Source organism: Streptomyces sp. NBC_01116, assembly GCF_041435495.1.
GTDB lineage: Bacteria > Actinomycetota > Actinomycetes > Streptomycetales > Streptomycetaceae > Streptomyces.
Window position 1 is genome coordinate 4,070,183 of record NZ_CP108644.1, and the last position, 24,614, is coordinate 4,094,796.

The following is a 24,614-nucleotide window of genomic DNA, read 5'->3' on the forward strand; positions in this document are numbered from 1 at the left end:
AGGGGGCGGGGGACGGTAGCGGTTCGGGGGGCGGGGGGCCGGGGGGCCGCGGGCGGGTATCACCGCTCGGTCTTCCCGGACTCCGCGGAGCGCCCGCCGAGGAGTCCTGTCGCGTACCGCAGGGGCCCGAGCCAGTGCAGGACGGGCTGGGCCAGGAACGCGGGCACCAGCCGCAGTCCGCCGGGGGACGGGAGCTCGGCCCGCTCCCGGGCGCCTTGATGGGCCGCCAGCCAGAACTCCGCCCGGCGCACACACCACAGGGTGTGCACCACGGTGTAGCCGAGGGCGGCCGCGGCCCAGACGATCAGCTGCGCGTGCGCCTGGGCCCGAGCGAGGACGGTGACCGCGGCGAGGACCACCACCGGGCCGACGAACCACCAGAGGGTGTCGAGGAGCTCCTTCACGAACACCGCTGAGTTCCGTGGTTGGTGGGTCCGCAGGACGGGGTCGGTCAACAGCCGTCGCAGCCCCGCCAGACTCCCCTTCGCCACGATCGCGTAGGCGCTGCCGAGGGAACGGACGCTCGGGTACCGGTCGACGAGATTGAAGACCGGGAGCACCACCATGCCGGCCCTCGCGGAGGAGAGCTTGTAGCCGATGAGGAGGTCGTCCACGGGCTCCTCGTACATCCCGATCGCCACGAGCGTGTCATGACGCACGAAGAGGCCGGCACCCACGCCGTACACCACCGGTTCGGCGACGGCCGCGAGGCCGGAGGGAAGCCCGGACCCGGCGATCCGGGCGCACGCCCGGATGCGGTGGGCCTCGACACCGGCGCGGCGGCGCAGATCGGCGAGGGCATGGGCGCGCAGCAGTACGTCCTGGCGCCCCCGTCGGGCGGCGTGCGGGCGGCGGAGCTGGAGCGGCAGTTGCTGGATCAGTTCCGGCGGGTGTCCCGAAGGCACCCGGGCGGCCTGCGCCACATGCCAGAGGGTGGTGCTGTCCGGCTGGGAGTCGGCGTCGTACAGACCGACGTAGGTCATGGCGGGCACGGCGTCCGGGGGCAGCAGGGCCGGGAGCTGTTCGACGGCGTGCACCAGCTGGCTGCTCTTGGCTCCCTCGGCGGTGTGGTGCAGGTGGTGCAGGCTCGCTCCGGGGTGCTCCGCTGCCAGCAGGGGCAGTAGGTTCCGGGCGATCTCGCGTGTGGTGGGGACTGCGCCGACCTCCGAGCGGAGGGCGGCGGCGGGGTCCGCCGCCGCGCGCACGCGCGCGGCGACCCCCGCGGCCCTGGAGGAGGGGACGAGTCCGCTCAGCCGCGCCGCCGCTCGGGCGCCGTCCTCGGCCAGGGCCGTGGCCAGGGCGGGCAGACGGCGGAGGGCGGCGTCCCTTTCGCGTTCCTCGCGTTCGGTGGTGACCACCACGATGTGCAGCAGATGCCGTGGGTAGTCGAGGCCGAGCGCGCCACGCACGACCTCCTCCAGCAGGTCCTGCTCACGCAGGGCGGGCACCAGGAGCACGACATGGGGCGCCGGGCCGTCCTCCGGCGGGCGTACGGCCCGGCGTCGGCGGTCGAGGGCCCGCGCCGTCCCCGCGGCGCGGGCGGTGAGCAGAGCCCCCCACAGGAGAACCGCCCACAGGACGGTCAGAGCGATCGTCGTCACGTGGGCCCCACCACGGGGTCACCGGCCGTCAGGAGCCGCAGGCCGTCGCGGGTGGCGCCGGCCTCACGCAGCCTCGCCACCAGTGGGCCGAGGCGCTCGGCCCAGGCCACGACGTCGGCGGGCACCAGGCGTTCCGGCTCACCGACCGGAATGCCGCGCAGCAGAACACCCAGCCGCGCACCCAGGGCCAGTGGGATCTCGGTGGTGAGCGTCCGCGCCCCGCCCACCTCCACGAGGTCCACCCGCAGGACGCCGTCGGCCAGTGACGGGTCCACGCGGACCAGGCCGAGCTCCGCCGAGCGGGCCAGGAGCGGTCCGGTGTTCTCCAGCAGGAGCTTCGCCGGGACGGCGGAGCGGTGGTGCACGCCGACGCTCAGCTCGACGACCGTGTCGAAGAACCTGTTGGGGAACCTGCGGTACTGACCGCGCAGCAGGTGGCGGCGGCGGGGCAGGGCGGGATCGGCGTGCCGTGCGATCCGTACGATCCGGGGCGGTTCGGCGTCGTCTCTCAGGGTGATGCGCAGTTCGAGCGAGGTGTCCAGGGAGAAGGAGTAGTCGTCCCCCTGCCGCCGCACACTGCGCGCGTCCTTGCCGATCTTGACGACCGTGCCGGTGGCGAACACCTGGATCTCGTCGTTGTGCCAGCGGTCACCGTACTTGTACTCGGCGGACCGGAACGAGCCGTCGGCGTGGAAGTTCGCCAGGACCACGGGGACGTCGGGCGTACGGGCCGGGCCGAAGTGGGCGAAGTGGGCGGCCCCGACCAGGGAGAGCTTCTGCTGGTGGCGGTCGAGCACTTCCAGGGACCACTGTTCGGGACTGACCACTCCGAACAGCTCGTTGGCGAAGGGGCGGTCGAGGTCGGGAGCGTAGATGTGCAGGTCGTTCCCGGCGCCGTCATCGCCCCAGGGCCGGCTCTGCACCTGCTCGCCGAGTTCGGCCCTGGACTGGAAGGTGTGGAAGGAGTACGCGTGCGGGTAGTCGTCGGGGTCGCGGCGCTGCGGGGGGTGCACGACGAGGTGGCGCAGGCAGGCGCTGGAGGAGCGCAGGGAGCGCAGCTCCGCCGGGGCCGCGCCGGGTTCACCGACCGGCCGGGGCGGCTCTTCGTCCGTCGCGCGCCGCGGCTGGACGGCGGGGGCCGCCGGGATGGGTCGGCTCAGCGTCGTTGCCAGGTGCCCGGCGAACCCCTCGATGTGGGCCGACGTCATGTGCGGCATCGCGTAGAAGTGGTGAAAGAGCCGGTCGACGACCCGCCCGTCCTCGGCCCGCCAGGGAAGCCTGTTGCCGACGAGGCGGTAGCGCTCGGTGAGCTCCCTGGGCAGTTTCCCGTCGTCAGCGGAGAACCCGACGACGAGAACGGTGTTGCCCGGCGACGGCTTCGTCAGTGCGTCGGGGTCCACCGCGCGGATGGCCTCGGCAAGCTCGTCGCGCAGCTCCAGGCAGCGGCGGAACGTCTTCCGGTAACCCTCGGCGGCGACGCCGAAGACCAGCGACCAGAGCGCCGCGGCCATGGCTCCGGAGCGGGACCCGGTGATGGTCTCGTCGATGAATCCGGACATCGGCGCCGCCACGGCACCGTGGCCGAGCAGACCTTTCCGGCACAGGAAGACGCCGCAGCTGTAGGGCATCAGGCCGGATTTGTGCGGGTCGAGCACCACGGAGTGGACGTGAGGGTTGCGGAAGTCGAAGGGCGTCGCGGGCGCGGTGAACGGCAGGATCATGCCGCCGTGGGCGGCGTCCACGTGGTGGAAGGACGCCGGCCCCGTCCCGTCGGCGACCCGGCGGCCGAGCAGAGCGGCGATCTCGTCGATCGGGTCGACAAGACCGGTGTTGTAGTAGCCGGCCGTGGTCACCACGATCACGCCGGTCCGGTGGTTCCCGTCCCCCGCCGCCGTGTCCTGGGCGGCCAGTTCGTCGAGGGCGCTCGCAACGGATTCCGCGTCCCACACCCAGGAGGGCCCCACGGGACAGGTCACGATCCTCAGATCGAGGATCTCCGCCGCCTTGGCCACCGAATGGTGGGCCAGATCCGAGGTGAGGACGACGACCCGGGTGGCTCCACCCGCGCGGAGGGCGTTCCGGCCGATGCGCAGCCCGGCGAGGGTCCCCTCGTTGGCACCGCCGGTCAGATACCCGTCGACGGAGTCGGCGTGCAGCAGCCCGCCGAGCGCCAGCACCGCCTCGCGCTCCAGGCGGCGCGTGCCGCGGACCCCGTCGCCGAAACGGGTGTGCACACCGACGTTGTTCGCGTTGCGGGCCACGAACTGCTCATGGCCGAGCAGGGCCAGCGGGTGCGGGGCGGTCATGGCGAAGCCCAGGCGTACCGGTTCGTCGTCGCCGTGCCAGTCGGGAATCTCCGCCAGCCGGGCATCCAGGATGTCGCGGAGGGCCCCCGCGTCGAGCGGCAGGGAGGGGAAGGGGTCGGTCTCCGTCGACCCGTCCTCAAGATCGGGCATCAGTGTCCCTCCCGGCGCAACGTGCAGCGGAGCACGGCACGTGGCCCGACGTCCAGCTGTCGCACGTAGTCGTGCACCGCGCCCTCGGGGGTCAGTCCCGCGTCGGCGAACGCCCGGAGTACGCGGTCCGGGGGAAGCAGCGTCATCGGCACCCCGTCGGGGAGCAGATACCGGCCCTCGGCGCCGTCCTGGCGCAGTTGAGGGTCGAGGACCCGCGAGGTGAAGCAGTTCAGCGCGAGCAGTCCGTCCGGACGCAGCACCCGGGCGATCTCGCTCACCGCGGCGCTCCACTGCGCGTGGTCCACGGCGTTGTGCAGCACTCCGTAGCAGACGACCAGCGCGAAGGACGCGTCCGGCGCGTCGATGGCGTGGGCCGCTCCCTGTCGGACGGCCACCTGTTCCCCGTACTCGCCGGTGCGGGTGCGGGTGGCCTCGACCATGCCGGAGTGCAGGTCCAGGGCGACCGTGGTGAAGCCCCGGTGCAGGAGGGCCAGAGTGTTGCGGCCGCCTCCGCAGCCGAGGTCGAGCGCGACCCCTTCGACGGGGGTCTGCCGCAACAGCTCGATCAGGTAGGGCTGGGCGTCGAGCGCGCTGAACCCGGCGACCGTCTCCGGGGAGTTCCAGTAGTCCGCGGCCAGCTCGGAAGATGCCTCGGTACGGGTCATCGGGGGAGCTCCGTCTCCTCGTAGGTGCCGTTGTGCGGACGGGCGTGCGTGACGTCCATGCCCAGGTCCGCGAAGCGCTCCGCGCAGTGGTCCGGGCGGTCGGTGAGGACGAAGAAGGCGGGGCCGACGGAGGACAGGGACAGCATGGTCGCGGCTCCCTCGTGCCACAGCGGTTCCAGGTCCTTGGCCAGATCGGTGAGTCCGGGGTGGGTGAAGGAACAGTTCTCGATGCTGCCCATCCGGAACCGGTAGTCGAAGACGAGCGAGCCGAGGGGCCCGAGGTCCCCCCGGCGTGCGGCGGGCATGGCCTCGTGAAGCATGCGGAAGGCGATGGTGGGCGCCCACCGCTCGCCCGTCGCGCGGAACTGGTCGAACTTCTCGGCCTCGGCGGCCATCAGCTCGTCGGTCGGACGCCGGTCCCAGTCCGAGGGGACGCCGATGACCAGGGAGAGCCGCTCGGGCACGGGCACGGTGAGGACGACGGTGCTGCGGCCCGCGACAATCTGGATGCCTCCGTCGTACAGCCCCGAGGCGGCCGAGCCTCCGATGCACTGCACGGGAATCAACAGGCCGGGGAGTGTGCCGTGTTCCTCTCCGTGGTTGGAGGTGAGGTAGGGCAGGAGGTCGGCGCGGTCCACGGGGTTGCCGTAGAGGTGGTTGACGGCCGTGGCCACAGCGGCGATCAGACTGCTGCTCGACCCGAACCCGGCGTGCACGGGCAGCGGATCGCTTTCGGCCCGGATCGACAGGTCGCAGTCGACACCCAGCGCGGAGCACATGATGCGGGCGGCGTGCTCCACGAGTTCGGGTCTGCGGACCGCCGGGTCGACGACAAGTCCGGTTCCGGGCTCCAGGCGACGGACGTGGACGTGATGGAACCGGGCGACGGAAAGGACGAGTTCACCGGCGTCGTAGAGGAGGTTGCGGTCGCCGGCTATCGCCCCCGGCTGCAACGCCATGGCGTTGAGCCGGGTCGGGTAGCGGATGGCGGTCTCGTCCCGGGGCTCGGCCCCGCCGGGAGAGGCGGCCAGCGGATGATGGACGGTGCCGGGGATGAACGGTTCGAACATGCTGCTCCCTAGGCAGTGGTCCGTGCGGAGACGTCGGGCACCGCGGCCAGGAGCCGCTGGCGGCTGACGGTGAGATCCGCCAGGTGATCGAGGGAGTCGGTGGTGTAGCCGCCACTGCCCAGCGAGCCGGGCGGGCGGATGTTCATGTTGGCCTTGGCCAGACGCAGGTGGGGCAGCCGGAAGCGCAGCACCTCGTGCATCAGCCCGCGCAGTGCCCGGATGGCGTTCATCACCCGGGTGTCCGCGCCACCTGCGCGCCCCGCGTCCTCGACGAGGCGGGGCAGCAACGGACGGTGGCGGCCGGCGGCGGAACCGATGGCTCGGTAGGACGCCGGGAGATAGCCGATGTTCTCGGCGAGATAGCCCTCGTACCACTCCTCCAGAGGTTCGCCCGGTTCCGGGCGGAGCAGGATGATGTCGACCAGCATCGGTGTCATCTGGGCGCCTCCTGGAGCGAAGAGCACCTCGCCCCCGACGGTCATCGGGGGAAAGTAGGGGCGCAGCTCGTAGGAGAAGCATTCCGGTGTGACTTCGCGCTTGACCTGAAGCAGGGCATGCGCGAAGGTCTCGAAGCCTTCGGTGGCGGTGTCCAGCAGGGCAGGCAGTTCCGGGTCGTCCGCGGCGAGCGGCAGTGCCTCGACCAGCGCGTCGATCGCGGGGCGCAGCGCGATCCCCGCACGGCGCACCTCACGGATGAAGAGCGCCTCCTCGGGGATCTCGGAGAAGGACCGGGTGCCCTGCTCCGGGTTGCGAAGGGCGTAGGTGTAGACGCTGTCCCGGGGGACCTCGTCAGCGATCCCGCCCAGTTTGAGCAGGGTCTCCTCCGCGCCTTCCAACGTCCGGTAGTCGACGCCGTGCCGCTCCAGCGAGGCCAGAGCGAAACCGAGGTCGCGCAGGGCCGCACTGGCCGTGGGAATGTCGTGTACCGCCTCGCCGACTCTGCTCAGCCAGAGGCGGCCGAGACGAGCGATCTCGTCCGTCGCTGCCCCCCGGTTCAGCATGGGCAGGCGGAAGATGTCGGGAGCGGTGCCGAGTGGATCCAGCGCGGCCACGTGCTGGTCCAGGGTGCGCATGTGCATGGCAAGACTCAAGGGACGCGACCTCCTGGTCGTGTTGAGCGCGTGTCGTGTTCGCCTCACTCGTCGGTACCGGGCTCGATCGCCTTCGATGGCGTGCCACAGTGCCCCGACGGCGGGTGCGGCGGCGGGAGTGCGAGGCGTCGGTCGGTAGAGGACGGGGGAACCCCGGTGGCCTCAGAGCACGGGAATCAGTTCGTCCAGCGTCCGGACCCGTCGGGCGACGGGGACCGGCGGGGTTGCCGCATGGTCGGCTCCGGTGGCCCACACCACCGGCAGGCCGGCGGCATGGGCGGCGGTGAGCCCGACGTAGGAGTCCTCGACGGCGAGACTCCAGAAGGGGGAACCGCCACTGTGTCTCACCGCGTGCCTCACCGCGTGCAGATAGGTATCCGGAGCGGGCTTGGCCTTCGTCCCGGCGTCGGCGCAGCTGACATGGGTGAACCAGTCGAGGATGCCGAGTCGGCGCAGGTGACTCTCGACCCAGTCACGGGAGTTGCCCGAGGCGATGGCCGTCCGGTGGCCGCGTGAGCGGCAGTGGCGGAGAAAGGAGAGCACCCCGGGCATCAGGTCCGCCCGTGAGGAGTGCGCCAGGTTCTGCCGCTCGAACGTCTCCCAGAGCGTACGGGCCCGATCGGGCCCCACCGAGGCGTTCAGCGCGACCAGCAGCTCAGTGCGATCGAGTGTTCCGTCGGGACGCACCGGGAGGTCGAGCGGCTCCGGTGCCTCGGACCGCAGCAACCGCCGCCACACACTTGCAGCGATGTGCTCCGTGTCCAGGAGCACGCCGTCGAAATCCAGGACGATCACGCCCTGCGTGCCACGGTGAACAAGCCCAGCCAACATGTGTTACCCCCCGGTTCATGCTGTGCGACCGGCGTTCCCGCCGATCGGCCCTGCCCGGCTGGGACGCCGACTCCCCGTTGGTCTGGACCAAAACTGAGGCTAGACGCGGCTCCAGCTCTTCGCAAGCAATCAATGCGTCAGCCGGTTGATCAGGCCATGAACAGTCGAGTCTCGGCCATTGACGCCAGCGCATCCCGGAGGCGGACGGGCTTCCCCGCACTCCCGACGGCATGCGGCCACCGTCCTCCGGAGCAGCCCTCAGTCGCATTCCGGAAAACTCGGATCGGCTCGGATCGGACCAGGCAACCCAGGCCCCGAACCGCCCCTCTCACAGTGACGAAGCTCGTCTGGAACGCATTGACCCAGGCGAGGCCGATCGCGCTCAGGGCCTTCCCCCGAGGTCGAGCCCGCCTGCGTTGCTCCGTCAAGCCATGCAGTGGTACGGCCCGGTGTCCGGTAGATGAACGAGCGCCTGGTCTCGGTTCCGGTCTCATTCGCAGGTGTTCACCCCAGTTCACCGAGCCTGTAGCCGCCGGCTCCGCCACAGGTCCAGACGCCCGCGCCTGTTGCCGAACGGCCGGCCGAAGACTTGGAAAGCGTGTTGGGGGCAGCCCCTCACGAGTTCGAATCTCGTATCCTCCGCCATCGCTCTCACCGGGCTATACGTTGAAGGGCCCCACCGCTTGCGGTGGGGCCCTTCGGCGTCGGTGGTCTCAGTTCTGGTCTCATTCATTTCCGACATAAGAGAGATTTCATTGCGCCGACTTGCCACCACCGGGTCGAGTCACAGGACATCGCCTTCACTCAGAAGCGGGTTTCTGCCGACTCAGGACGCAAGCGTCCCCCGCGATCCGCCATTCTGGGTCTGTGCAGGACCGATTCCGGTCGGAGACCACCGGTACTCGTCTTTGTGAGGTGTCCCCATCGGCAAGCCCAGTGAATCAACTCTGGCCGCGTGGCTGAGTGGTCTGGACGTCGACCGGCTTGAGCGGGTCCTGGCAGCTCGCCCGGATGCCGTGTCCCCGCCGGAACCACGATCGTTCGGCGAACTCGCGGACCGCCTTCAGCGCCCGGCGTCGGTGGCCCCGGTGTTGACCGGACTTGCGCTGCCACACCTGCAGCTGGCCGAGACACTGGCAGCATTGGGGCCCGTTCCACGTGCCGCCCTGGCCGATCTGGTGGATGTGACCGGAACGGAGAGCGCTCACGGGCTGGGCGCGGCCTTGGAGGCGCTGGCCGACCGCGCACTCGTCTGGCCGGACGGCGAAGGGCTGCTGCGCATGGCGGCGCCGTTGCGGCAGGCGTGGAACTCGCCGCTGGGGCTGGACGCTCCGCTCACCCGGCTCCTGGCGGACACGACCTCCGAGGAACTGCGCCGCATGCTGGTGGCCCTGGGCATCCCGTCGCCCGGCACCACCAAGAAGAATCGGCTGACCGCCCTGCTGGAACACCACAGCAATCCGGAGCGGGTGGCCGCGGTGATCACTTCGGCACCTGCGTCCACCCGGAAGCTGCTTGAGCGGCGAGCGTCCCACCAGGGTGAACAGGCTCAATCACCGGCGCGGTTGATCACGTTCAGGGCTCCGTCGGCCGGCTCCGAGCCGGGTGCGCGCTGGGCCCTGGAGCGGGGACTGCTGGTCCAGGACCGGTACTCCGGGTACGGATCCACACGCATGCCCGCCGAGGTGGCGCTCGCACTGCGCGGAGCCGGCTGGCGCGCCCCCTTCAAGCCCGTCCCGCCCGTCGTGCGGACGGTGTCCGTCACCTCGGCGGAAGTGGACCGGGAGGCGGCGGCCGCCGCCACGGCGTTCGCCGCACATGCCGCGTCGGTTCTGGCGACGTGCTCCGCGGCTCCGCCGGTCCTGCTGAAGTCCGGCGGGGTCGGAGCACGTGAGTTGTCCCGGATCAGCAAGGCGGCACAGTGCGACGACATCGTCGTACGCCTTGTTCTGGAGACGGCGTACGACGCCGGGCTGCTGGCCCGGGACGGCGACCAGGTCGCGGCCACGGACGGATACGACACCTGGGCGGAACGAGAACCGGCGGAGCAGCTCGCCGCGCTTCTCCACGCCTGGCGGACGCTTCCGCTGACTCCGACCCAGGCGCGCGGCGAGGACGGCAAGGCACTGCCCGCGCTCGCCGGAACACCGCCCTGCGGCGGCTGTGCACAGGCCCGGGAGGGGCTCCTAGCCGCCGCGGCACAGCTCCCGGCGGACCGGGGAGTGCACAGCCCCGCGGAACTGGGGCCGCTGATCGCCTGGCACCGCCCGCTCGCCGAGCAGCTCCCCCAGGACACCATGCCTTTCGCCACCGCGATCCGGGAAGCGGAACTGCTCGGGGTCGTCGCCCGCGGCGCCCTGTCCCCTATCGGTGCCGCTCTGCGGACCGACGACGCCGAAGCGCTGGCCGCCGCCTGTGAGCGGCTGCTGCCGACGGCCACCAGGGCAGCCCGTTTCGGCGCGGACCTCACCGCCGTCGTCACCGGCACACCGTCCGCCCGCCTCGCCGCACTGCTGGACACCGTCGCTGACAAGGAAGTCGGTGGCACGGCATCGGTGTGGCGGTTCAGCCCCACAACCGTTCGTCGTGCCCTGGACACGGGCCGCACGGCGAATGCCATCACGGCAGACCTGAGCGCCGTCGCGGTCGGCGCCCTCCCCCAGTCGCTGTCGTACCTGATCAACGACTCCGCACGCACTCACGGCCGTGTGCGCATCACCCCCGCTGCCTGTGTGATCCACGGCGAAGAACCCGCTCTCCTCGCCGAACTCGTCACGCACAGAAGGCTCGCCGCCCTCGGCCTGCGCTTGCTGGCACCGACCGTGCTGGTCAGCCGGACCCCACTCGACAAGACCCTCGCCACGCTCCGGGCCGCCGGCTACGCCCCCGTTGCCGAGAGGGCCGACGGAACCGTACGCGTCGAAAAGACCCGGCGCCGACGCGCCGACGCACCGGTCCCGCCCCCGCCCCCACTCCCAGGCCAGCGGCGACGGTCCGTGCCGACGGTGACTCCGGTGACAGTCGGCCTGAGCACGCTGGCCGCCAGGCTGCGGGCCGCCCCGCCGACACTTCCGGCACCCGACCCGTTCGGCACCGGGGTCCCCTACGGCACGGACACCGAGGAGATCCTCGCCGGATGCGCGAAGAACCTGGCGTACAGCGATGTCCGCCAGCTCGCCCATGTCATCGACGCCGGCACAGCCGTCACGGTCGAGTACGTCGCCGCCTCGGGCAACCGGACCGTACGTACCCTCAGCGAGCTCGTGCTCGACCCGCCCTACTTGCACGCGTGGTGCCACCTGCGGGACGACGAACGGGTCTTCACCCTCTCCCGCATCCACGGCGTCATGCCCGGGTAGCCGGGATCCGCATCGTGGCTCGGTGTTCGGCCGGCCAGCCGCGATGACCCACGGCCAAGCGCTGCGACGAGCCGCCGCTACGCTCGCCGATCATGGACTGGGTCGAACGCACCGCGCGGTTGAGGCAGTGGACACGGAGCGGGGTGCGGGCTCCGCACAAGCCTTTGCTGCTCCTGTACGCGCTCAGCCGGTTCCAGCAGGACTCCGACGGCGCGCTGCTGTACAGCGCGGTGGAGGAGGACCTGGGGCTGCTGCTCGCCGAGTACGGGCCGCGTAATCGGACCACGCCCGCCTACCCCTTTCATCACCTGGTGAGCGACGGCGTGTGGGAGGTGCGCACCGAGCGCGGCCCGGGGAGTCCCGGGAGCAGGGTCGGGGAACTGCGCGCGAGCGGTGCCGCCGGCCGGCTCGCGCCGGAGTTGCGTGCGGCGCTGCGGCGGGAGCCGTCCCTGCTCGGCCGCATGGCGCGGGTGCTGCTCGACCTCCATTTCCCGCCCTCCCTCCACGGCGAACTGTGCGAAGCCGTCGGCCTGGCTCTGGAGGAGGCCGAGACCGGGACGGTCCCGGCCGCGCGCAGGCGGCGGGACCGGCGGATGCGGGACCTGGTCCTGACGGCCTACGAGTACCAGTGCGCCTTCTGCGGGTACGACGGGAGGATCGGAGCGGTGCCGGTCGGGCTGGAGGCCGCCCATGTGCGCTGGTGGGCGTTTGACGGGCCGGACGACGTCGAGAACGGCCTGTGCCTCTGCTCGCTGCACCACAAGCTGTTCGACAAGGGTGTCCTCGGCCTCGGCGAGGGTCACCGCATCCTGGTCTCACAGAGCTTCGTCGGCCGCAGCGCCGCCGCCCGCGAGCACGTCGTCGCGCTCGCGGGCCGTCCGGTGATCGGCCCTCAGCCCGGCGTCCGCCCCGTCGCCGCCGACCATCGCTCCTGGCACACCGGCCAGGTCTTCCACGGCGACCCCCGTCCTGCGTGACCGCCGGTCCGACGGTCGCCGGCCGGCCGGTCGACCGGACGAGCCGTGAGCGATCAACTGGCCTTAAACCAGCGGCGGTTGCCTCCGCACTCGTGGACCATGGGACCGGAGACGGGTCGGCGGATCCGGGGCCGGCCCGCCCTGTGAGCATCGCCCGTGGCGGTGCCGGACGATGGGGGACATCCGAGTGAAGCCTCGAAGAACCGTTGCCGTGCTGTTCGGTGCGGTGCTGGCGGTGGTCGCCTTCGTGACGCCGGTCGGCGCGCAGTCGGCGCAGACCGGCTCCTCGACCGCCTACCAGATCAACGCACGGCACGACGGAAGCCTGGTCGATTCCGCCGTGGGTGCTCCGCCGCTCAGCCGGAAGTGGTCCCGTGACCTGGGCGGGAGCGTCTCCTACCCCATCGTGGCCGGAGGCCGCGTCTTCGTGACCGTCGCCTCGCCGGACGGGTACGGCACCGTCCTGCACGCCCTGGACGCGGACACCGGTGAGAACGCCTGGAAGCCGGTCGGCCTCGGGGGCACCTACTGGTGGTCCGCGCTCGCCTACGGGGGCGGGCGGCTCTACGCCCAGAACCCCGACGGTGTGCTGACGGCCTTCCATCCGGCCACCGGGGCGGTGCTCTGGACCGTCGCGCTGCCGGACCAGTGGTCCTTCACCTCCGCGCCCACCTTCTCCGGCGGTGTCGTGTACACCGGAGGGGCCGGTTCGGGCGGCACCCTGTACGCGGTGAACGCCGCCGACGGGACGGTGCGGTGGACGCGTCCCGTCCAGAACGGGGACCAGAGCTCGCCCGCCGTCACGGCGAACGGGGTCTACGTCTCGTACGCATGCAGTCGGACCTACGCCTTCGAACCGGCGTCGGGCGGTCCGGTCTGGGATCGCCGGACCGACTGCTCCGGCGGTGGCGGCCGCACTCCGGTCGTCGCCGACGGCGGTGTCTGGACCCGCGACGGCAGCGGCGGCGCGCCCTCGGTGCTCAACGTCGCCGACGGGAAGGTCCGCGGCACCTACCCGGCCAACGACAGGTCGCCGGCGCCCGCCTTCGACGGACGTCAGGGCTACTTCGTCGATGACGGCGTGCTGCGGGAGCGGCACAGCCGCACCCTCGCCACTCGCTGGACGTTCCAGGGAGACGGCCGGATCAGCACGGCGCCGATCGTCGTCAACGGCTACGTCTATGTCGGCTCCCTGAGCGGTCAGCTGTGGGCGCTCGACGGGGCCACGGGCCGGTCCGTCTGGTCCACCGATGTCGGCGCGCCGATCAACGAGCCCGACGAGCACAACGTCTCCCAGCCGCTGACCGGTCTCGGGGCCGGCGGCGGGCTCGTGGTGGTCCCGGCCACCAACCTGCTGGTCGCGTACGGGCAGTGAGCCCTGGGGGCGGCTCCGGGCCCCGCGGCCCGGACGCCGCCCCCTCGGCCGTCCCGTGACCGAACCTCCCCTCGCGTTCACGCCCACGGACCGGCGTCGCACGGAGCGAGCCGTCCGTCGCCGACGCTCCTGGCCGAAAATCGCGCGTCGGCGCCGGTCGGCACCGGTTGGCGGAGTCGCTGACCAGGAGTGCTGCGCAGGAGTGGCGCCGAGGCTTCCCGCCCTGGTCCGTTACGGAGATCCGGACAGTACTTTTCGGACAACTGTGGGCCGTCCGGGTGAGTGCAGACAACCTGCGGGGCCCGCTCCGCTTCTCACAGGTCGGACACAGCGTCGCCACAGGTGAGTTGGGCCGTGCTGCTCGTCCACGTTCCGTCACGCACCCGGAAGCCGGAAGTACGAGGAATGATGACCAGATCCCCGCAGAGCAGCACGAACCGCCTGACCCGACCCTCCATCGCCATCGCCGCCGCCGTCGCCGTGACGGCGGGCGTCGTCGCCGCCGCTCCCGGTGCCAAGACGGCGGAGCCGACGCCGAAGCTCAGCCTGATCGCCGCATCCACGTCGGTGACGCTCGACTCGTGGAAGGAGGATCCCGGCGTCTATCTGGATCTCGGTACGTATCTCACCTCCGAGAACGGCGCCTTCGAGCTCAAGGTGACCCGGAAGTCCTACAAGGACCCGGTCGTCGCCTCGCAGGTCTTCCGGAACGGGAAGAAGACCACGACCAAGGCGCTTCCCGCCGGGCTCGTGAAGGACTTCTCCGGGCTGCCGGACTTCGCGCAGATCAAGCTCACCGACGCGGCGGGCAAGACGGTGCTGACCCAGACCGAGGCGTTCTGCCCCAACAACGCCTCCGGGCGGGTCCGGCCCGACGCGCCCGCCAACTCGAAGTATCCGCAGAGCTGTCCGGTGAACCCCTTCACCCTCGGCTCGGTGTGGGGCGTGGAGAACGGGTGGGCGTCCAACACCTACGCCGGCTACTACTCCAAGCCGGTCCAGCTGGCCGCGGGTACGTACACGGCCAAGATCAGCGTGACCAAGAAGTACCGCGACCTCTTCGGCATCGCCAACCAGACCCGCACCGTCAAGGTCACCGTGCGCGAGCGCAGTTGGGAGGAGCCGACCCCGGTTCCCGCCGGCAGCCGCAGCGCCGCCTCCGCGCACGGAGGGCATGGAGGGCACGGAGCGAGCGGAGGGCATGAAGGGCACGGGAAGGCCGCCGCGCCCTCCGGCCACGCCGCGCACGGCGCCCCGGCCCGCGCCGAGGCCCCCGCCGCCCGGACGACCGGCGCCGCGCCCACGTTCAACGTCGGCCACGGGCCCTACCCGCCGGCCCCGGCCGCCCTGCCCTGGGCGCTGAAGAGGGAGTCGCTCCAGCGGGAGTCCTTCTCCGCGGCCAAGGTCGGCGACCGTGCCGGGCAGACCGACGGGTCGCGGCAGGCGCCGGGAGCCAAGCCCAACGCCAAGCGGCCCACCGGCAAGGCGGTCGTGCCCGACGTGCCGAAGCCGGACCTGCGCTCGCTGCCCGCGTACGGCATCACCGTCAGCGACGGCTACGAGGAGGTGCCCGGCAAGGACTACCTCGCCTTCAGCGCCAACGTGTGGAACGCGGGCCCGGCCAAGCTCGTCGTGGACGGCTTCCGCTCCCCGGGCAAGGAGCTGATGGACGCCTACCAGTACTTCTACGACGCCAACGGCAAGCAGGTCGGCTACACCCCGACCGGCACCATGGAGTGGGACCCGCGTCCCGGCCACGAGCACTGGCACTTCACGGACTTCGCCAGCTACCGGCTGCTGAAGGCCGACCAGAAGGAGTCGGTGCGCAGCGGCAAGGAGGCGTTCTGCCTGGCCAACACCGACGCCGTCGACTACACGGTGAAGAACGCCAACTGGCACCCGGACAACACCGACCTGTCCACCGCGTGCGGCCAGGAGAACTCGATCTCCGTCCGCGAGGTGCTCGACGTCGGCTCCGGTGACACCTACACCCAGGACCTGCCCGGCCAGTCCTTCGACATCACGAACCTGCCGAACGGCACCTACTACATCCAGGTCCTCGCCAACCCGGAGAACCGGCTCAAGGAGACCAACCACAAGAACAACAGCGCGCTGCGCAAGGTCGTCCTCGGAGGCAAGAAGGGCGCCCGCACCGTGAAGGTCCCCGCCCATGACCTGGTGAACGCCAACTAGCCTGTTGTGAAGGTTCGTTGAGGCGTTTCCTTTCGTATGTTCCGCCGGCCCCGGGAAGAATCCCGGGGCCGGTGGCGTGTCGGGGCCCAAACCCGAGTTCTCGCCAACTCGCCCGTGCACCCGTAACCCCGGCCCCGCCCTCTCGCGGCTCCGCCCTCCCGCCCACAGCGCCGCCACGACTCCGCCGGTCAGGGACGCGCCCAGGCGCACACACGGCGCCCGGCCCGCCACGCACGACTCCCCGCCGCCACCCGGGTGCGGCGAAGGCGCACCCGGCGGACACCATCGCCCACCAGGCAACGCACTGGTTACTCATGCGTAGCGCATGTGTGGCGCAATTCACTCCCCTCTAGGGGTGGTTCTGGAAACATCTACGCCAACGAGATCGGGCCATACATACCGCCGCGGGGGGAGTGGCCATGGGGCTGCTCGGCGATGAGCTGGCGTTCGGGCGGGCTCTGACCGCCCCGGAGTACGAGAGCGTCATGGCCCTGGGACACCGCAAGGAGTACGCGCCCGACACCCCGCTCCTGACCGAGGGCGACCGGACCGGCCACGTGGTCATCGTGCTGCGCGGCTGGGTGACCGTCTCCCACATCACCGACCGCGGCGCCACCCGGCTCATACTCGGGCTACGGGGGCCCGGCGAACTCCTTGGAGAAATGGCCGCGTTGGACAACCACCCGCGCAGCGCCACCGTACGGGCCCTCGGCACCGTCGAGGCGACCGTCATCGGCGGCGACGCGTTCCGCCGGTTCCTCGCCACGCATCCCCGGGTCAGCGGACTGGTGATCCGGCAGCTGACCTTCCGGCTGCGCAGCGCCGACCAGGAGCGCTCCGCCCTCGCCTCCCTGACCGTCCTCCAGCGCCTGGCGAGCCGGCTCACCGAGCTCTCCCGGACCGCCCCCACCGGCCCGTACGCACCGTCCGCGCCCACCTCCGGGGCCGGTACCGGGTCCACCGGCGCCGTCGTCCACCTCGCCCAGGACGAACTGGCCGCCACCGTCGGGGCGACCCGCGAAGCGGTCGCCAAGGCGCTGCGGCTGCTGCGCACCCAGAAGATCGTGCGCACCGGTACGCGCATGGTGGAGATCCTCGACCCCGCGCTGCTCGCCCTCCTCGCGGAGGGCCACCGGGACTGAACGCCCCGCCGTGTGTAAACGGCTACAGACGGCCTTCGTCCCGGGCCGGAAGCTGTACGGGACGGCAAGCGCCAAGAGAGCGGGGGCACGCGGTGGAGCACGACGCGTTGGATGCCGGTGAGGCACGCTACGAGCTGGTCATCAGCGTGGACGCCAGACGTTCCGGGCAGTACGGCGACGCGGAGAAGCCGCGGATGCGGGAGCGGATCTACCAGGTCCTGGAGAACGCGTTCGCCCAGGCCGGGGTGGGCCGGGACACCGTCCACATGGAGGACCGCGGGGACGGCGTGCTGGTGTCGGTCCCGGGCCGGATCGCGGTGACGCGGCTGCTCGGCCTGTGGATGGTGGAGGTCCACGAGAACCTGCGCGAGGTGAACCCCTCCCTCCTCGTGCCGCTCGGGCTGCGGGTGGCCATGCACGTCGGTCCCGTACGCCACGACAGCCGGGGCATCAGCGGGCGTGCGGTCGACCTGACCTGCCGGCTCGCCGACTCGTCCGTCGCCCGGCAGCTGCTGGACCGTGAACAGGCCGATCTGGTGCTCGTCGTCTCCGATTCCCTCTACGTCGACGTGGTCTCCGCCGGGGGCAAGTTCATCGAGCCCAAGCGCTTCTCGCCGGCGCGGCTCGCCCTGAAGGAGGGCGAGGTCACCGCCTGGTTCCACCTGCCGGGACGGCCCGCGCCGGGCATCGGGCCGACCACCCCGGAGAAGCCGGGCGGTCCGGGCGCTGGTCCGGGCGCCGGGCCCGGCGGTGGGCCCGGCGGTGGGCCGGACACCGTTTCGGCCGCCACCGCTCCGGTACGCGCACGGGACGAGCGGGACGACGGGGACGACGAGGACGCGCCTGCCCGGTACACCGCGCAGGGCGACCTGTCCCTCCACCAGCACAACGTCTACCAGCAGCCCGTGCACATCGGCCGCGTCACCGGCGACAGCCCCCGGAAGGACTGAGGATGGCCGACGAAGCAGTGGCCGAGCGTCCCGCCGAGCCGGCCGCCCCGAAGGCGAAGGACGCCCGCTCCCCCGAAGCCCCGCCGCGCGGTGGGGCGCGGGGGGACGACAAGGCCAAGGACGCCCCGGACGGCGCGAACGCGCCCGGCTCCGGTGACGCCTCCGACTCCGGCTCCTCCGCCGACGACGCCGCCGAGCGGGAGAAGGAGCGCGAACGCGCCGCGGACCGCTTCAAGGACCGGACCCGCGACCCGCTCACCGAGGAGCAGGGGGAGGAGGAGCCGACCGACGCCGCCGCCGCCACCCGCGCCCGGCGGTCCGGACAGAAACTCCTCGCCAGCGGACGGGACTTCATCGGTCTGGACCGCTCCGACGTCGGCCAGCTCCACATCGGCGACATCAACATCCGCCTCGACGCCCTGCGTTCCGGGCTCTCCATGCGCGACGGCCCGGTCCCGGAGGAGGAGTTGCTGCGGATCCGCCGGACCCACATCGAGCCGGAGGGGTACGTACGGCTGCGCCGGGCGCTGGTGGCCCGCCGGCTGCTGGTGCTCGGCGGGGCCCCCGGCACCGGCCGGGTCAGTACGGCGCTGGCGCTCCTGGAGGAGGTCACCCGCGAGGGCGCGCGGAACAGCGAGCGGGTGCGCCGCGCGGATCCGGAGCGCGGGGTCCGCGAGCTGGCCGCGCAGGTGGCCGCCGGGGAGGGCGGCCACCTGCGCGGCACCGGGTATCTGCTGGAGCCCGCCCTGGACCGGCCGGGCACCCTGCCGCCCGACGGGATGGACCTGGACCAGCTGGCCTCGGCGCTGGCCGAGCGGGGCTCGTACGCGGTGGTCGTGGTGAGCGTCGGCTCGGCGGCCAACCCGCTGCTGGCCGGGCGGTACGGGGCGATCTGCCCGCCCGCCCCCACCCGTGAACTGGTCGCCGTCCGGCTGCGCGAGCGGCTGGAGGAGGAACACGGCGACCTGTTACGGAACGGGGGCGGGCAGGGAGGCCCGGGCGGCAGCCGGGACGAGCGCGGGCGCGGAGGCGCGGGCGGCAGCCGGGCCGGGGGCCAGGACCGCGACGGGGATGGAGGAGGGGGCCCGGACGGCGACACCCGGGACCGGGACGAAGACCGAGGCCGGACCGACGCCAGCAGGGACCGGAACGGGGACGGGGGACCGGACGGCGACAGCAGGGACCGGGACAGAAATCGGGACCGGGACCGGGACCGGAGCCGGGATAGCGGCCGGCACCCGGGGCGCGGCCCGGACGGCGACGGGGCGCTCTCCCGGCTGCTGGCGCGTGCGGCGGAGCTCCGTGAGGATCCCGAGGTCACCGAGGCCGTGGGGCTCGACGACCTCCGGCCCGCCGAGGCCGAGCTGTTCGCCTCGCTGCTCGCCGGGCATCTCCTGGGCTCCGTGAGCCGTGAGGAGCTGCTGTCCGGCTGCCGCGGTCTCGCGGCCGTCCAGGCGTACGAGTGGTTCGCCGGGGTGGACCGGGCCCTGGCCGCCCCGCCGCCCGGCGACGGCCGGACGCCCCCCGTGCGCTCCGGAACCGCCGCCCTGTTCCACCCGGTGGCGTTCCGGATCGCGCTCGCGGTCCTCGGCGGCGCCTCGCACAGCGCGGTGTCCGCCGCCGCCCACCTGCTGACCTGGGAACTGTCCGTACAGAGCGATCCGGACAGCACCCCCGCCCGCCCCCTGTTCTGCGACGACCCGGAATCCGACCTGGCGCTGTCCCGCGCCCGTCCGGCCGACGGGATCGTCGACGTGGCGGGCAGCGAGGTGACGGGGCGGCTGATCTTCTACCGGGGGAGCGCACTGCCCGCCGCCGTGCTCGCCGAGCTCTGGGACCGGCACTTCCCCGTCCGCGCCCCGGTCGTCCGCTGGCTCCGGCTGCTCGCCGACGACCCCAGGCCCCAGGTCACCATGCGCGCCGCGGTGGCCGCCGGGGAGCTGTCCGTACGCGACTTCGAGCACGGGTACGCGGAGCTGATCCGGCCGCTCGCCGAGGCGCCCACGCCCCGCCGCAGGGTCTTCGCCGCCACCGCGCTGGACCAGGCCGCCGGCCACGCCTCGCACCGCCGGGCGGTGCGCAAGGTGGTCGACAACTGGTCGCGGCACGGCACACCGGCCCTGCGCTGGACGGCGGCCATGGCGCTCGGCTACGGCCGGTCCGCCGACTCGATGGACGACACCCTGGACACGCTGGCCGACATCGGGGTCCGCGACGACGGGGAACAGCTGGCCGTGGCCTCGCTGAACGTCGTACGGCTGCTGACGCTCCCGGAGTGCGCCACCGTGCTGCGGCGGCTGGCCGACTGGACCGCGCACCGCGGCGAGGAGTACCAGGACCTCGCCCTGGTGAGCATCGTCCGGCTGGCGCTGACCGATGTGGACGAGGTCCTCGACGACGAGCCCGGCACCCCGCTGGGCGACCGGGGCGACTGGCCGCTGCTGCTCGCGCTGACCGCGACCCGGCCCGAACTGACCGGGAGGCTCGCCGACCTGTTCTGGACGGCGCTCAACACCGCACGCTCCCGGGACGTGGCGCTCGACGCCCTGGAGACCCTGTTGCGCTCCGCCGCGCGCAAGGACGGTCGTGAGTGGACGCGGGAGGGACTGGCCGCGCTGCTGCCCGTCCTGATCGCCAAGGAGCCGGACCAGCGGCGGCTGGACTGGCTGCTGCGCCGAATGATGAGGGATCAGGACCGTCCGCTCGCGGCGGAACGGGCGCGCGCCCTGTGGAGGCTCGCCGTGCCCGCGCCGCGGCGGCGGTCCGAAGAGGAGGAAAGTCATGGTTGAGGAGAACCGCGTGGCGGAGAACGGCGCGGTGGACCCCTCGCGGCCCGTCGGCCCGTTCCTCCGGGAGTACACGCCGACAGGCCCGTTCCGGCAGGGCGGCGCCCGCACCACGTCGGTGCTGTTCTACCGGCGGGGCTACAGCGTGGCCGGTATCTCCGGCATCGAGCACTACGACAAGCCGCCGCTGGCCTGGCGGCCGCACACCATCTGCGAGATCGCCACCGGCACCTTCGTCACCACCCTGCGGATGGAGCTGCCCGCCTCCGGCGGCACGACGTTCTTCAAGGCGGAGGTGGACATCCAGTGGACCGTCGAGGACCCGCACCTCGTGGCGGTGCAGGTGGTCACCGACATCGCCCAGAGCCTCACCGCGCCGACCCTGGAGCGGCTGCGGGAGATCTCCGCCCAGTACCCGGTGCACCAGGCGGAGCAGGCCAACGCCGACATCACCCGGACGTGCGTCTCCGGTCGGTGGAACGACCTCGGCACCACCCTCGGACTCCGGGTGCGGCTGTTCGTACGGCTGCGGGTGGACGACCGGACGATCGGCCACACGGAGAAGGTCCGGAGCCACGAGAGCGAAGCCGTGCTGGCGCGGATGCGGCAGGAGAACTACCTCCGGATGCTGCAAGGCGGTGATCTGGAGCAGCTCAGCCACATGCTGGCCGCGGACCCCGAGGCGGCCAACAGCTTCCTGGAGAAGATCCGCCAGGAGGGCCGGCAGGACGAGAAGGAGCGGGTCGACCGGCTGTTCTCCATGATCGCCGACGGCCAGATCCATTCCGACGAGATCGAGACCCGGGTGCTCGACGACCTCAGCAGGCAGCACCTCGGCATCCAGGGCGCGATCGGAACCCGGCCCGCGCGCCGCTCCCAGCCGGTGCTGCCGCCCGCCCGCGAGGAGCCGTTCACCCCCGACTGGGTGGCGGACGAGCCTCCCGTACGGCAGCCCCGCCCGCCCGTCCGGGACGCCGAGCCCGCCCCGCGCGACCGCAACCGCGACGACGGCTGGGGCTGGGCGGAGGGCGACGGATGAGCGCCGACGGAACAACACGGACTTCCCCCGCCCCGACCGCGCCGGTGCCGGACGGGGGTCAGCACGGGCCGGACAGGGCGGGGGAACGCATCGCGGAACGACTCCTGGTCACCGTCCGGGAGGACCTCGGCAGGGCCGACTCCAAGGCCGCCGTGCTGCTCTCGGGGGCGCTCGCCCTGCCCGCCTTCCTCATCGGGCGGCACGGCTCGCCCGACTGGCGGGGCGCCGGCGACCTGGCGCTGGTCGCCGCGGGCGTGCTGTGGGTGGTCGCGGTGGCCGCCCTGGTCCGTGCGCTCCTGCCGCGTACGGGCACCGTCCGCGACCGGGAGGGGGTGACCTACTTCGGGGACCTGCTGGCCCCGTTCGACCACGACGTGCTGACCGCCCGCGTCAACGAGGCGGGCCGCGACCCGGTCGGCTGGCTGCTCGTCCAGGCCGTGGACGTCAGCGCCATCCTCTCCGCGAAGTACCGGGCGATCCGCTGGGCGGTCGCCACCCTCGCCCCGGCGGCCGCGCTGGCTCTCGCCTGGAGCCTGGCCGCGCGCTGACCGCCCCCGCACGGGTGTGCCGCGTCCAGGGCGCACCACCGACAACCGCACAGAGCCATCGGACAGGCGCTCCACGGCACCACCGGGCGCGCGGACACAGCGGCGACAGGGCCGCAGAGACCACAGAGACCACAGCAGCCGCGCCGACAGACCAGACAGACCAGCCAGCCAGCCAGCCAGCCAGCCACGCAGACACGCAGACACGCAGACACGGCAACGACAGTAAAAGGGGACGGTCGTGCGAAATGACCGAAGAAGAGGCCCGGCCTGCACCGGCCGGGCCGGGCGGGCGGCACTCGCCGTCCTGGCCGGTGCGGCCCTGCTCACCTCCCTGACGGCACCGGCCGCCGCCGATCCGGAGCCGGCCTCGGCCGCCGCGCCCGCCTTCGCCTCCGTCAACTACGCGGTGGCCGTGGACCAGTCCGCGAGCCTCGCGCCCGCCGACATCAAGGCGGAGAAGGCCGCCGCCGCCCGGATCGCTCTCGGCGACGTCTCGGCGACCTCCCACATCAGCGTGTTCGGCTTCGCCGCCGCCGAGTCGGCCGACCAGCGGGCGGTGGACCCCGTGTGCCCCCGTACCCGACTGGACGCCGCGGGGCGGGAGTCGGTCGGAGGCTGCGTGGAGAAGCTGCGCAGCCGCAAGAAGAGCGAGGGCACGGGGACGGACTTCCCGAGCGCGATACGCCAGGGCGTGCACGAACTGAGCTCGGGCACCGACCCGTCGGTCCCCCGGGTGCTGTTCCTGCTCACCGACGGGGAGATGGACGTCACCGGCAGCCCCCAGTACGGCGACCCGGCGCACCGCGAGGCCGAGGGGAAGCGGCAGCTGGAGCGGGAGCTGAAGAACGCCGCCGCCAAGAACGTACAGATCTGGCCGCTCGGCTTCGGGCCCGACCCGGACAAGGCGCAGCTCGACAGGATCGCCGCCGGCGGCTTCCAGGAGGGCTGCGTGGACCTGCCGTCCGCCCGCCCCACCGCCCGCAAGGTCTCCGGGGCCAAGGACGTCGGGCCGGTGCTGGAGAAGATCTTCGCCGCCGCGCACTGCCTGCGCTACCAGGCGGGGCCGAGCAAGCGCCCGCCCGCCACCCTGCCCATCACCATCTCGCCGCTGGCGACCGTGGGCAGCATCGTCGTCGACAAGGGCTCCCCCGAGGTGACCGTCACCTACACCGACCCGCTCGGCAACAAGGTGCCCACCACGGGCTCGTACCGGGACTCCACCTTCGAACTCGCGGGCGGCGGCGGCACGGTGGAGGCGCTGAAGATCGTCGACCCGGTGCCCGGCCGGTGGAAGGTCGACGTGAAGGCCCCCGAGGGCCACCGTTCGCTGCCCGTCGGCGTCAGCGTGCTGTGGCAGGGGGAGCTGCGCGGCTCCATCACGATGGACCCGCCCTCCCCGCAGGCCGGGGAGAAGGCGACCGTCACCATGCGGCTCCAGACCCGCGAGGGCTACGAGATCAAGGACCCGGCCGACTACGCCGGTCTGAAGGTCAGCAGCGAACTCACCGGCGACGGCTTCACCCCGCTGCCCCTGCGGCTCGCCGACGACGGCAAGGGCCCCGACCCCAAGAAGAGCGACGGCTCCTTCAGCGGTACGGTCACCGTCCCGAAGAGCGCCGACGGCGCCCTGAAGGTCAGCGGCACCCTCACCGCCTCCGGGCTCAGCGCCGACACCCGCAGCGAGGGCGGCCAGGTCGCCCCCGGGGCCCTGCCCGTCACCACGGCGCTCGGCCCGGTCCGCGGCGACGGCCACCCCGGGGACACGGTCACCGCGAACCTCTCCGTCACCAACACCACGGACGCCCCGCACACCCTCAAGCTGTCCCTCGCGGACGTCCGGGCCGGGCTCCTCACCGTGAGCCCCGGCGAGATCGTGGTGAAGCCCGGCGCGTCCTCCACGCACGAGGTCAAGATCGGGATCGGACCGGAGAAGTCCTTCGAAGGGCGGCTCGACGACGGCCCGCTCGGCATCGGCGGCACCGTCACCGTCCAGGACGCGAGCGACGGCGACCGCACCCTGGTGCGCACCCCGCTGTCCGTCCAGGTCACCCCCGAACCCAGCGTGCTGGACCGGTACTGGTGGGTGCTGGTCGGCGCCGTCGCGCTGATCGTCGTCGGCGTCCTGGTGGTGCTGGCCTGGCTCCGGCAGCGGCGGGGCCGCCGCGACCCGCACGGGCTGACGCTCCACCTGCTCTCCGAGAACGGCGACGTGCTCGGCGTCCACACGGCCGGACACGGCCAGAAGCAGTGGTACGCGTTCGACATCGCCGAGGAGCACAGCAACCCGCGCGTCGAACGGCGCACCAACGGCCGGTACGCCGTGCAGCGCAGCCCCGAGGGCGGCGCGGTGCTCCGCAGACACGGCGGCCGCACCCGGGAGCGGCTCACGGCGACCGGCCGGGTCGATCTCACCGACCGGCTGAGCCTCGCCCTGGGCGAGGACTCCGTACGCACCACCGCCGCCACCTCGCCGCACGACCCGGTGGGCACGACCGGCGGGAGCGACGACTACCTGTGAGGCGCGCGCCGCC

16 protein-coding genes are annotated in these 24,614 nt (G+C 72.4%); 10 read left to right on the forward strand and 6 right to left on the reverse strand.

Annotated elements, in window-relative coordinates; all coding sequences use genetic code 11:
• Positions 1-59: 59 nt before the first annotated feature.
• The 6 genes from OG245_RS17780 to OG245_RS17805 form a co-directional block, all read right to left on the reverse strand.
• On the reverse strand, positions 60-1,601 hold the full coding sequence (locus tag OG245_RS17780) for a hypothetical protein (protein ID WP_371624487.1): 1,542 nt from the start codon (positions 1,599-1,601) through the stop codon (positions 60-62).
• On the reverse strand, positions 1,598-4,057 hold the full coding sequence (locus tag OG245_RS17785) for a pyridoxal-dependent decarboxylase (RefSeq protein WP_371624488.1): 2,460 nt from the start codon (positions 4,055-4,057) through the stop codon (positions 1,598-1,600). Before OG245_RS17785 ends, OG245_RS17780 begins: the two co-directional genes overlap by 4 nt.
• Positions 4,057-4,722 (reverse strand): class I SAM-dependent methyltransferase, encoded by a 666-nt coding sequence (locus OG245_RS17790; protein ID WP_371624489.1) that lies wholly within the window; start codon positions 4,720-4,722, stop codon positions 4,057-4,059. The genes OG245_RS17785 and OG245_RS17790 overlap by 1 nt, the downstream gene beginning before the upstream one ends.
• Positions 4,719-5,792: a hypothetical protein gene (locus OG245_RS17795; protein WP_371624490.1), complete on the reverse strand. Its 1,074-nt coding sequence runs from the start codon at positions 5,790-5,792 to the stop codon at positions 4,719-4,721. The genes OG245_RS17790 and OG245_RS17795 overlap by 4 nt, the downstream gene beginning before the upstream one ends.
• A gap of 8 nt (positions 5,793-5,800) precedes the next feature.
• Positions 5,801-6,883 (reverse strand): monodechloroaminopyrrolnitrin synthase PrnB family protein, encoded by a 1,083-nt coding sequence (locus OG245_RS17800; protein ID WP_371624491.1) that lies wholly within the window; start codon positions 6,881-6,883, stop codon positions 5,801-5,803.
• 162 nt (positions 6,884-7,045) lie between these two features.
• Positions 7,046-7,678, reverse strand: coding sequence for an HAD family hydrolase (locus OG245_RS17805; RefSeq protein ID WP_371624492.1), 633 nt, complete (start codon positions 7,676-7,678; stop codon positions 7,046-7,048).
• A 959-nt stretch (positions 7,679-8,637) separates the two neighbouring features.
• Here OG245_RS17805 and OG245_RS17810 point away from each other — a divergent pair.
• The 10 genes from OG245_RS17810 to OG245_RS17855 all read left to right on the forward strand — a co-directional run bounded on the left by OG245_RS17810 (position 8,638) and on the right by OG245_RS17855 (position 24,601).
• A complete protein-coding gene (locus OG245_RS17810) occupies positions 8,638-11,073 on the forward strand; it encodes a helicase-associated domain-containing protein (RefSeq protein ID WP_371627912.1) in 2,436 nt (811 codons plus the stop codon).
• 92 nt (positions 11,074-11,165) lie between these two features.
• Entirely contained in the window at positions 11,166-12,050 is an 885-nt protein-coding gene (locus OG245_RS17815) for a phosphorothioated DNA-binding restriction endonuclease (protein ID WP_371624493.1), read from the forward strand.
• 187 nt (positions 12,051-12,237) lie between these two features.
• The gene (locus OG245_RS17820) at positions 12,238-13,425 is read left to right on the forward strand and encodes a PQQ-binding-like beta-propeller repeat protein (protein WP_371624494.1); all 1,188 of its coding nucleotides are present in this window, start codon (positions 12,238-12,240) and stop codon (positions 13,423-13,425) included.
• Between the two features lie 405 nt (positions 13,426-13,830).
• Positions 13,831-15,618 (forward strand): lysyl oxidase family protein, encoded by a 1,788-nt coding sequence (locus tag OG245_RS17825; protein ID WP_371624495.1) that lies wholly within the window; start codon positions 13,831-13,833, stop codon positions 15,616-15,618.
• 419 nt (positions 15,619-16,037) lie between these two features.
• A complete protein-coding gene (locus tag OG245_RS17830) occupies positions 16,038-16,760 on the forward strand; it encodes a Crp/Fnr family transcriptional regulator (protein WP_371624496.1) in 723 nt (240 codons plus the stop codon).
• A gap of 92 nt (positions 16,761-16,852) precedes the next feature.
• Entirely contained in the window at positions 16,853-17,710 is an 858-nt protein-coding gene (locus OG245_RS17835) for a hypothetical protein (RefSeq protein ID WP_371624497.1), read from the forward strand.
• A gap of 2 nt (positions 17,711-17,712) precedes the next feature.
• Positions 17,713-20,499, forward strand: coding sequence for a hypothetical protein (locus OG245_RS17840; protein ID WP_371624498.1), 2,787 nt, complete (start codon positions 17,713-17,715; stop codon positions 20,497-20,499).
• Positions 20,492-21,535 carry a hypothetical protein gene (locus OG245_RS17845; protein ID WP_371624499.1) on the forward strand — a complete coding sequence of 348 codons (1,044 nt, stop codon included), beginning with the start codon at positions 20,492-20,494 and terminating at the stop codon, positions 21,533-21,535. The genes OG245_RS17840 and OG245_RS17845 overlap by 8 nt, the downstream gene beginning before the upstream one ends.
• The gene (locus OG245_RS17850) at positions 21,532-22,083 is read left to right on the forward strand and encodes a Pycsar system effector family protein (RefSeq protein WP_371624500.1); all 552 of its coding nucleotides are present in this window, start codon (positions 21,532-21,534) and stop codon (positions 22,081-22,083) included. The genes OG245_RS17845 and OG245_RS17850 overlap by 4 nt, the downstream gene beginning before the upstream one ends.
• A gap of 238 nt (positions 22,084-22,321) precedes the next feature.
• Entirely contained in the window at positions 22,322-24,601 is a 2,280-nt protein-coding gene (locus tag OG245_RS17855) for a VWA domain-containing protein (RefSeq protein ID WP_371624501.1), read from the forward strand.
• Positions 24,602-24,614 lie beyond the last annotated feature (13 nt).